Source organism: Bacteroides sp. B1-V-101 (genome assembly GCF_023656585.1).
Lineage (GTDB): Bacteria > Bacteroidota > Bacteroidia > Bacteroidales > Bacteroidaceae > Bacteroides > Bacteroides thetaiotaomicron.
This window is the reverse complement of sequence record NZ_JAMOKH010000071.1, coordinates 1-9,790: the sequence shown is the minus strand read 5'-3', so window position 1 is coordinate 9,790 and position 9,790 is coordinate 1. Positions and strand designations below refer to the sequence as shown.

Genomic DNA, 9,790 nt, shown 5'->3' with positions numbered 1-9,790 from the left:
TCTTGTTTGAATGTTATTCTACAATTATAGACGGAATATAATCAGAACTGATTAAGACTCAAAACAAATGATTGCTAAACAATTGAATAATTTTATCGGAAATTCCTAAAAGTTCTGATAATGGCTCTCATCGACAAAGAGGTGGTCGATGCCCATGCGCTTGAAGTCCGCCACGTCGTCCTTGCGGGTTTCGATCTCGTGGAGCAGCTCTTTCAGCCTGACCTCAAGGTTCATCTTGCGTTTCTCCATGCCCTTGATCTGTGCGTTGCTCACTTCCGCACCCTGCTGGTAGAGGACTTCGAGGTTCTCTTCCACACTGTCCAGTTCCTGTTGCAGGATGTCACGCTGGATTTCGGGGGACTGCGGTATCATGCCGAACTGCTCGTGCGAGAGGATGATGGCGTCCCAGTCGTTGTTCTTCATCCGGTGGAAAATCTCGACACGGCGCTCCGGCGTGAAGTCCTCCTTGCCGGGATAGAGGACTTTGGCGTTCGGGTAGGCGGTGGCGAAGGTCTGTGCGATCTCGTGGATGTTCGCCTTCAGGCCGGTGATAAGGGGCTTGTTCGCCAGTCCCAGACGCTTCATCTCGTAGGCGGCACAGCACATGATGAGCGTCTTGCCGCCACCCACCTCGTGATCGGCGATCCCCCCTCCGTTCTGCTTGAGCATCCAGATGCAGTCCTTCTGGCTGGGATACAGGTCGGGAATGCCCAGCCCCTTGAGGTCAAGACCGGGAAAGCTCTGGTGCGAGCCGTCGTACTTGGGACGGACGAAGCAGTTGAACTTGCGGTTGTACATGTCCGCCATTTTCCGCTTGAACTCCGGCGACTGTTCCATGAGCCAGTCGGAGAAGCCGTTACGGATCTCGTCAATCTTGCTGTTGGCAAGCAGGGTAACCTCCGGATCACGTATCTTCATTTCCTTGCCCGTCTTGTCCAATACGGTCTTGGTGATGTTGGGCGTGGTGTTGTGGATGGCATGGCGCATAAGGGCGATGCCGTTGAAGATGCGGCTTTCCGAACGCACCGAATATTGGTTCATGATGCGTGGGGAGGTCATGTCGGCCTTGATGCTGTACTCGTCGTTGCTGGCGGTATAACGGACGGACACGTCCGTGTCGAACAGCCATGAGGCGTAACGGCTGTACACTCCCGCCGGTATCCAACGCTCGCCGAAATTGAAATCCAGATCCTCGAAAGGTATGGGCGTGGGCAGCGACTGCCGCAGGGCTTCGAGGGAAATACGTGCCTCGCCGTTGTCGGGATGCGACTGCAAATATTCCTCGATGTGTTCGGCCTTGGCCATGACGTTGCCGGAAATGAAACGGTCGGCAATCTCGTAGTTCTTCGAGAGGGGATTGTAAAATATCCGTCCACGCAGTTCCTCCAACAAGTCAGATTGCGATTTGTCGGTCAGGGACTCCATGTACGCCATGTCCACGTTGCCGTACTTGTTGAGCGAGGCGGTGAGTGCCTCGTGCACGTCATCGGTATGGGTAATCTCGTTGATGTTGTACGAGACGGGATGGTCGAAGATGTCGGCCTTGACCGCCCGGCCGTCGATGTAACGTTCCAGCGACAATATCTCACGGTTGCCCGCATCCATGCGGAACAGGTCGATGTTCTTCCTGTCGTTCAGATTGCCGAACTGACGGATGAAGTCATCGTAAAGAGTGTTGAGCATGGTACGCAACGCCGGATTTGCGGCATGGGCGGCCGCCTCGTTTTCGTACAGATGATGGTAGGTGTCACGTATCTCGATGTAGAGCGACGCACGGCGTCGCTGGCGTTCGGGCAGATCCAACGGGTTGAATACCGGTGCGGCCCCGCCAATGGCGGAGAGGTAGCCTATCTGCCCGTCATCGTCCACAAGGGAGCCGTTGCGGTGGTGTCCCTGCAGGCCGGCCGGATAAGGACGGGGCTTCATGCGTTCCTGCCGTGCGGCCTCTTCCTCCTGCCGGCGGCGTTCCTGTTCCTGCCGTTCCTGCTCCTGCCGCTCTTTCTCTTGGGGAGTCGGTTCGGCCGGGGCGGGATGTTGTTCCAACGGTGGCATATCGAAAAGGGACAACTGCCCGGAGTCCTTCTTCGTGCTCCTTGTTTTCCTTTTCCTGACCTGTGAACGCTCCTCTTGTGTGAAGCCGAAAAGGTCGTACAGGGACATGACCGGCTCCGGCGTGGTCTTTGCGGCGGTTGGCCGGGCATCCGTTGAGGGCTGCTCCGGCGTGAGAGTCCGACGCTCCACCTGTATCGTCTGTCGATCCGTAGAAGTGGAATGTCCGTTCATGTTACCGGACCGGTTGATTTCCCGCACCTGTGCGATGCGTTGCTGCATGGTTTCCGCCGGACGGCTCACCAGATTGCGGAACTCCTGCACGGGTGAATGGCGGAGATACAAGTCCAGATCGAGCTGTTCCGAGAGGTTGCGGTCAAGGAAATACTTCATGTCGGCGGCGATGGCTTCCATACCCCCGTCATGCAGGTAGATGCGTGCCGGCTTGCCGTAGGGATCGGTACCGACATGGCCACGTGTATGCACGATGGCGGCGGTATGCTCGAAATACTCGTTCTGCGTCGTCCCGTCGGCCTGCGTGCCGACTTCCACGAAAGACCGTTCGAGTGACGTATATTCCCTTTGGGAAAGCGTGTCCTTCTGCAAGATGATCAGGTCGCTGCCCACCTCCGTACCGGCATAGTCGGTAAAGAGGTTGTTGGGCAGGCGGACAGCCGATAACAGCCGGGATCGGTTCATCAGGTATTGCCTTACGGGATAGGCCATAGCGGAGTTCATCACCCCCTGTGAGGTGATGAAGGCGAGGACGCCTCCCTCACGGACGGCATCCAGCCCTTTGGCGAAGAAATAGTTGTGCAGGCTGTTCAGCGCAAAACGCCTCGCCGTGCCGTTGTCGAAGGAGGGATCGAAAACACGTATGTCACCGAAGGGGATGTTGCTGCTCACCACGTCGAAATAGCCGTTGCGGTGCGGGGGCAACTCCTCGAAGCCCTTGATATTGACCTGCGCTTCGGGATGGAGCCGGGCAAGGATGCGGCCGGTAAGCAAATCCTTTTCATAGGCAACAATTTCGGGAGTGTTGCCGGATGCGGAGTGGCATTGCGGTCGGAAGGCCGAGACAAAATTGCCGGTTCCCGATGAAGGATCGAGAAAACGACCGGGCGACACTCCGTGTTCGCCCAAAGAAGAGGCAATGGCATTGACAATCGCCGGCGGCGTGTAGAAAGCGGTAAAGGTGGATGCCTTCACGCTTTCCACCAGCTTCCTGTACTCACGCTCGTCAGCTGCTCCGTCACGCAGGACGTTGTGAAGTTCCGTAATCAGGGGGAACAGTTCACGGTCGGCCTGTGTCCAGCGGAGTATGTCGGTGAGTTTCCCGAAAGGGGAAAGAACCGCCTTGATACCTCCGAACCCGGAGTAGGCGGCGAGTATGCCCGCTTCCTCCGGTGTGGCGGTGCGCTGTTCCTTCTCCAAACGGAACATCAGCCGGATTGCCTCTATATTGTCCCTGAGATGCGCCTTTTTATTATAAGCCATTCTCTTCCAACCAGATTACAACCGTACCTGTCAGCTCGTCATAGAGCTGCCCGAACTCCGGGCTGAACATGAAATCATCCGAGAGCGTATAGCCGGCGAAGACCTTCCGGCATTCGGGAAGCAGCTGCAAGGCCACGCTGCGTGCGCTGCCTTCGGGGACTTCGGCGGCGAACTCGTTCCAGAGGACGGTAACCAGCGTGTCCAGAGGAGAGAAATGCAACCCCTGAAAAAGCAGGGCGTTCGCCTGTTGTGCCGCATCGTCGTAGGTCAGGCCGGAACGGACGGCTGCGCTGAAGGCTTCGGCGGCCTGCTCGCTGCGGGTGGCGACAAAAGACTCGTCATCCGCCAAATCGGGATGCGACTCACGCAGGAAGGACAACAGGGTAAGACGGTAGTAAGACAATTCATCCGGTTCTTCCGCTACGGATACCGGCACGTTGGATTTATTCTGATTCATATAATTATCGGATTATTAAGTGATACAATTCCGGACGGGTTATCTCTTCCTGCCGCTTTTTTCTCCCTGCGGTTTCCTGTCCGGGAAGGAATAGCCTACGGTAAAATCGGGATTAAGCACCAGTGCGGCATCGAAGCTCCTGCCCTCACGGTTCCTGAAGCCTTTGACAAGAGGGGTGCGGCCTGTGGTCACCAGCCCGACAATCAGTTTGTCGGTCAACACCTTGCCTCCCTTGTTGCGGAACAGGGTGAATCCGCAATCGACATCGGCGCATTTGGCGACCTTGTCGAAGAACAGGATGCGGCTCTTCTTGCATTTGGGACAGGTGCATTGCTCCCCTGAAGGAGCTACATCGAGGGTGGCGGACAGCAGTTCGGCAACGACCTGTGCGGTATAGATCTCTATGTCCCGGCGGAAAGAGGGCGCATCGGCCTCTCCGGTTTCTATTTTGGCGAGGGTTTCCTCCCACGCCGCTGTCATTTCGACATCGGCAATCTTCTTGTCCTTTACCGTATCGTAAACCGCCAGTCCTTTTTCGGTGGGCACAAGGTTCTTCTTGTCCCGGCGTATATAGTTACGGGCGAACAATGTCTCGATAACGGCCGCACGGGTGGCCGGAGTTCCGATACCGGCCTCCCGGATTGCGGTACGCAGCTGCCCGTCGCCGATCTCCCTGCCGCAATGCTCCATAGCTGAGAGCAGCGAACTCTCGGTATGCAGCGGTTTGGGCTTGGTCTGCTTTTCCACCGTTTCGGAAGCGAGCAGCGGCAGGGTTTCATCCGTCTGTAACTCCGGCAATGTGGTTTCCTCCACCTCTTCTTCCGGTTCACCACGCACGGCACGCCAACCGGCGGATTTGACGACCGCCCCCTTGATGGTGAATATCTCACCGCCTGCGGACAAGGCAACTTCGGTCATTTCCTTGACGCAATGCGGGGAGAAGGCTTCGAGCAGGCGTGCGGCAACCATTTCGTAGATAGCCCGCTCGTCCTGCGACAGACCTTCGGGCAGGTTCTCGGTAACGAGCAGCGCATGGTGGTCGGTGACTTTGGCATCATCGACCGGACGGCGGTTGAGCGGTGTGTCCCGCAAAGCGGATGCGATGGCGGCGAAGCGTGGATATTGTTGCAAGAGCGTTATGCGTGAGGGAATCTCCTCGAAGACATCTTCGGATATATAACGGCTGCCGGTACGCGGATAACTTAGCACCTTCTTCTCATACAGGCTTTGCGCAAGCGTGAGCGTCTTGTCGGCCGAGAAGTCCAGTTTGCCGTTTGCCTCTTTCTGCAAGGCGGTCAGGTCATAGAGCAGCGGCGGTTCCTGAACGGCTTCCCTGCGCTCTACGGAACTGACGGCAAGCATACCGCCGTCCTCTACCTCACGTAGCCCGGCAGTGGCCGTTTCAAGGTCATCGAAGCGGTTCCGTGACAGTGCGGAGAAGGCGATGCCGTCCTTGGCCGCCGAAACCTTTATCTGGAAATACTTCCGGGGTACGAACTGTTTGTTCTCCCGGTATCGTGAGCAGATCATCGCCAATGTGGGTGTCTGCACCCGTCCCAAAGAGAACACGCCCTGCCCGGCGGCAAGGCTGAGCGCCTGAGAACTGTTGATGCCCACGAGCCAGTCCGCCTCGCTGCGGGCTTTGGCGGAGAGGTAAAGATTGTCGTAAAGGCTTCCCTCCCTGAGATTCCGCAACCCTTCACGGATGGCCTTGTCGGTGAGCGAGGAGATCCACAGACGGACAAAGGGTTTGGTACAGCCGAGATAGTTGTACACGTAACGGAAAATCAACTCTCCCTCACGACCTGCGTCGGTGGCGACGATGATGGACTCGCACCTGTCGAACAGCTCCCGGAGCACTTCCAGCTGCCTGACCACTCCGGGATCGTCCTTGTACACCTTACCCTCCCGCACCTGACGGGGTACAAGCCTGAACTCCTGCGGCAATATGGGGAGGTGTTCCCGGCGGAAGCCGGAAAAGCCGTAGCTTTCGGGCATGGCAAGACCGACCAGATGCCCGAATGCCCATGTTACGGCATATCCGTCCCCCGTTAGATACCCTTCTTTCCGTTGGCGTGCGCCCACTACGGACGCTATGCCCTGTGCCACGCTGGGCTTTTCTGCAATGATAACTTTCATATAATTATTGTATTATTCATGTGAATGATCAGATGGATACCCCTTTCTTATCGGCTTTCTGTACCGGGCGGTTCCGGCTGACGGCGTTTGCCGGCTTCGTTCCGTCCTGACGGACGGCCGCCTGCTGCGACTGTTCCTGTTTCTTGCTCTTGTCCGGGTTCCATTTGAAGAAATCGAACTTCGCCCGCTCGTGGTTGACACGGACGAAAGCACTGAACAGGTTCCCCTCGTTGTCGGTCATGTCCTTGATGTAGGTCGCCTTGCCCTGTGCCAGTGATGCCTGCTGTTCTTCGGTAAGGTCTTTCCCCTTCAGCCGTGCGGGGATTACCAGCCCACGCTCCTGCTGCCGGTTCTGTTCCTGTTCCTGAGCTGCGGTCTGCTCCTGCCGGCGGGCGATTCCCTTGAAGTCATAGTCGAATCCGCCCTTGCACGCATTGAACTGCAAACGTGCATCATAATGACGCTGCTTTTTCTCCGACCACATGTTTTCGACAAGGACGGACTCGCCGCTTGCGATGCGTTTTCTCTGTTCGTCGGTCAACGCCGTGCCGTTCACCTCTGCGGGAATGGTTATCCCGCTGACCGGTATGTGATGGAGCCGGTTGGTCTTGGGATTGAGCGATACCAGACACGGCTCACGCACGTCTCCGGCCAGTTCGAGTTCCACCACGCAACCCGCATTGCCTTTTTCCAGCAGGTTCTGTTTCACTTCGGGAGTGAACTCCACGTTGAAATACGGCGTGTCCAGTTCCGGATAACGCTTGCAACATTCGATCTCGTTCCGGAGCGTACCGTCGGGATTCTCCGCCAGACGGATGCAGGCGGGAGTTTCAAACTCTATTCCCTCGATAACGGTTTTCAGGGTGAGTACGGCGGATTCGTTGCCGTTGAGCAACCGTCTGAGGCCCGGTTCTCCTAACGTTTCGGGTGTTACCCCCATGCGCTCAAGCTGCTGCCAGTCCACCTGTTCCATGCTCCAGCGGGTGGATTGCTCCGTTCCGCCCCCGCCGGACTGCTGTTGTGCCTGCTGCCGGCTCTGTACGTACTGTTCCGTGTCAAGACGGTATTCGTCCAGCAAGGCAGAATTACTTTCGGGCTGCTTGAACAGGCCGACAAGCTCCTTGGCGGAGGCAAGCAAGTCCGCCGGAAGGTGATAGAAGCGGAAGTCGGACGGGCGCTCGAACTGTCGTTTCATGTTGAGGAAGAACGTTTCGAGTATAGACACGTTGCGGTCTATCCGCATGAACTGATCCGAAGGCTTTGCCCCTGCCAACGGTCTGGTCTTGAGTCCCCCTTCGGGTTCGATGTCCTCCACCACGTGCGGGGTGTTGCCTTCGGCGGCGTTGGTCACCACCAATACCTCGTCTTTCAGATCTTTCAGTTTTTTGTCCATAAAGTGAATGAGTTTAATTGTGATACAATCAGGTTAATTGCGGCACGAAAGTAGAGGTAAGAGGCTATGGCGCAAAGGGAAAGGAGGGAATGGGGAACGAGTGGCTACGGGATGGCATGAAGTGGCCTGCCGGCAAGAAAGAATGACGTTCCGATACAAAAACTTCAAAATAAAAAGCGTACCTTCGCAACAAGAAACATAAGAAAGGACAATCCGATATGATTACCAACCGGGAAGAAGTGATAGACAAGGCATTCAAGGTGTTTTTGAGGATGAATTACGAGAAAGCGAGTATCAGCACTCTGGCAAAAGCCTGCGGGGTGGTAAAGACAGGGGTGGTATATTATTTTCCCCACAAACTCGATCTGTTCATGGCGGTAGCGGACAAGTATGCCATACAGATGCAGACACCTGCCAACAAGTTTGCCGGGCCGACGGAAACGCTGGCAGGATTTATAGAGCAATATGTGGCAGGAGTGAGTACGGCCATGAACCGTATCATCAAACAGGTGCGATGCTGTGCGGACGACAATGAATGCTGTCCCAACTTCTACTATTTCCATTTTCTTTCCCAAGTGAGGATGTATTATCCCGGAGCCCGTGAGAAAATGGAAGAAATATTCCGCAAGGAACACGAGTTATGGAGGACAGTCATACAGAAGGCAAAGGATAGCGGTGAAATAAAGCAAGATACGGATGTGAAAAAGATCGCTCCGCTGTTCCGTCAAGTGTTTCTGGGCATGTCCTACGAGCAATCGTTCCTGAACGGTCTGGACGTAGAAGAATTGAAGGAGAAGTTCGATTGTCTGTACTCGCTCCTGAAAGCCTGACTCCTTTTTTAGCAATATTTAAAAGACTCCGATAAAAATATTTTCTGAACAACCGTTCAGATTTCAATACTTTGCTTTATCTTTGAGGCATGAAGCAACAGCCAGAGATATGGACAAGGTACAGAAGCAACGGTCAAACATCGTCCTGTACAGGGAAAAAAAGGACGGTGAACACTACATACGGATAGAGTATGCAGGCGATCCGGCAATAGCCCTACTGCTCGCCCAAGATACGGACGTGGAAAAGACGGACAACGGTTCCGCCTACATGACGGCTGCCGCCTTTAAACTGCCGGATTTCTACGACCGCTATTCTCCCCACGCTTACATAGATTACAGCCGGGTGTACGTACGGCATCCCAAACCACAGCGGACATACGTATTGCCGGAAGGCTATCTGGAACTGCTGGAACAGAAGCGGTACAGTCCCTCGACCGTGAAAACCTATCGTGCCTATTTCAGCGACTTCATGGAATACCACAAGGGACGGAGCATCGACCGCCTGAAAGTGGCGGACATCAACAAGTATATCCTCTATCTCGTAAACGAGAAGAAAATCTCCGTTTCGCAGCAGAACATGCGCATCAACGCAATCAAGTTCTATTACGAGCAGGTGAAAGGCGGCAAACGGCAATATTACGGCGGCATCACACGGGCCAAAGAGTACAAGACGTTACCCGAAGTGCTGAGCCGGGACGAGGTCAAACGTATCCTCTCCTGTCTGACGAACCGGAAACATCACTGCATGATTTCCCTGATCTATTCCGCCGGTCTGAGAAGGAGCGAACTGCTGAACCTCACCCCACAGGACATTGTCAGTGAACGGATGCTGGTACGCATCATGGGCAAGGGTAAGAAATGCCGTTACTCGCTGTTGTCGGAAAAGGTGCTGCACGAGCTTCGGGAATATTTCAAGGAATACCGTCCGAAGAAATGGCTGTTCGAGGGCGATACTCCCGGCGAGCAATACTCGGCAAGCGCACTGGTGAAAGTGCTGAAAGAAGCTGCACAGCGTGCCGGCATCAAGCATCGTGTACACGTACATATGCTGCGTCATTCCTTTGCCACTCATCTACTGGAACAAGGGACAGACCTTAGAACCATACAGGAATTGCTGGGACACAATGATATAAAGACGACGAGCATTTATCTTCATGTGACGAGTGCCCATAAGTCGAGCATACCCAATCCGCTTGATTCGCTGGATGATTCGTAGGGTGCAGCTATTAGAGATTAGGAAACACACCTGTCGAGTGTCGGTTATCAAAATGAAAGATACCAAACGAGTGTTTTTACAAATAACATTAATAATAGATAATTATAACGTTCAAAAAACATATATAAAGGCGCAATTATGGATGATGTAACAAAAAAAACGATTGAAGAACTCGTTCTAAATTTTATTTCAGAAATGAATGAATGGGA

Annotated in this window: 5 protein-coding genes and 1 pseudogene; 2 read left to right on the top strand and 4 right to left on the bottom strand. The window is 54.6% G+C overall.

Annotation, left to right across the window (positions count from 1 at the left end; translation table 11 throughout):
* Positions 1-120 precede the first annotated feature (120 nt).
* The 4 genes and pseudogenes from NBH01_RS26190 to NBH01_RS26175 form a co-directional block, all read right to left on the bottom strand.
* Positions 121-3,546 (bottom strand): annotated as a pseudogene (locus NBH01_RS26190) (helicase-like domain-containing protein); the annotation flags it as partial.
* Positions 3,536-4,003, bottom strand: coding sequence for a DUF1896 domain-containing protein (locus NBH01_RS26185; protein WP_007485366.1), 468 nt, complete (start codon positions 4,001-4,003; stop codon positions 3,536-3,538). The pseudogene NBH01_RS26190 and the gene NBH01_RS26185, both read right to left, overlap by 11 nt.
* Positions 4,004-4,042: 39 nt before the next feature.
* Positions 4,043-6,142: a type IA DNA topoisomerase gene (locus NBH01_RS26180; RefSeq protein WP_118023812.1), complete on the bottom strand. Its 2,100-nt coding sequence runs from the start codon at positions 6,140-6,142 to the stop codon at positions 4,043-4,045.
* Between the two features lie 28 nt (positions 6,143-6,170).
* Positions 6,171-7,535 carry a DUF3945 domain-containing protein gene (locus tag NBH01_RS26175; protein ID WP_117830137.1) on the bottom strand — a complete coding sequence of 455 codons (1,365 nt, stop codon included), beginning with the start codon at positions 7,533-7,535 and terminating at the stop codon, positions 6,171-6,173.
* A gap of 218 nt (positions 7,536-7,753) precedes the next feature.
* Here NBH01_RS26175 and NBH01_RS26170 point away from each other — a divergent pair, with 218 nt between their 5' ends.
* Both NBH01_RS26170 and NBH01_RS26165 read left to right on the top strand, forming a co-directional pair.
* Positions 7,754-8,365, top strand: a complete 612-nt coding sequence (locus tag NBH01_RS26170; RefSeq protein ID WP_117830136.1) for a TetR/AcrR family transcriptional regulator — start codon at positions 7,754-7,756, stop codon at positions 8,363-8,365.
* A gap of 109 nt (positions 8,366-8,474) precedes the next feature.
* Positions 8,475-9,581 carry a tyrosine-type recombinase/integrase gene (locus NBH01_RS26165; protein WP_117830135.1) on the top strand — a complete coding sequence of 369 codons (1,107 nt, stop codon included), beginning with the start codon at positions 8,475-8,477 and terminating at the stop codon, positions 9,579-9,581.
* The last annotated feature ends 209 nt before the right edge of the window (positions 9,582-9,790 follow it).

What these genes read in the sequence shown, in the direction of transcription:
- NBH01_RS26185 (WP_007485366.1), bottom strand. Translation starts at nt 4,003, where the DNA reads ATGAATCAGAATAAATCCAACGTGCCGGTATCCGTAGCGGAAGAACCG.
- NBH01_RS26165 (WP_117830135.1), top strand. Translation starts at nt 8,475, where the DNA reads ATGGACAAGGTACAGAAGCAACGGTCAAACATCGTCCTGTACAGGGAA.
- NBH01_RS26180 (WP_118023812.1), bottom strand. Translation starts at nt 6,142, where the DNA reads ATGAAAGTTATCATTGCAGAAAAGCCCAGCGTGGCACAGGGCATAGCG.
- NBH01_RS26175 (WP_117830137.1), bottom strand. Translation starts at nt 7,535, where the DNA reads ATGGACAAAAAACTGAAAGATCTGAAAGACGAGGTATTGGTGGTGACC.
- NBH01_RS26170 (WP_117830136.1), top strand. Translation starts at nt 7,754, where the DNA reads ATGATTACCAACCGGGAAGAAGTGATAGACAAGGCATTCAAGGTGTTT.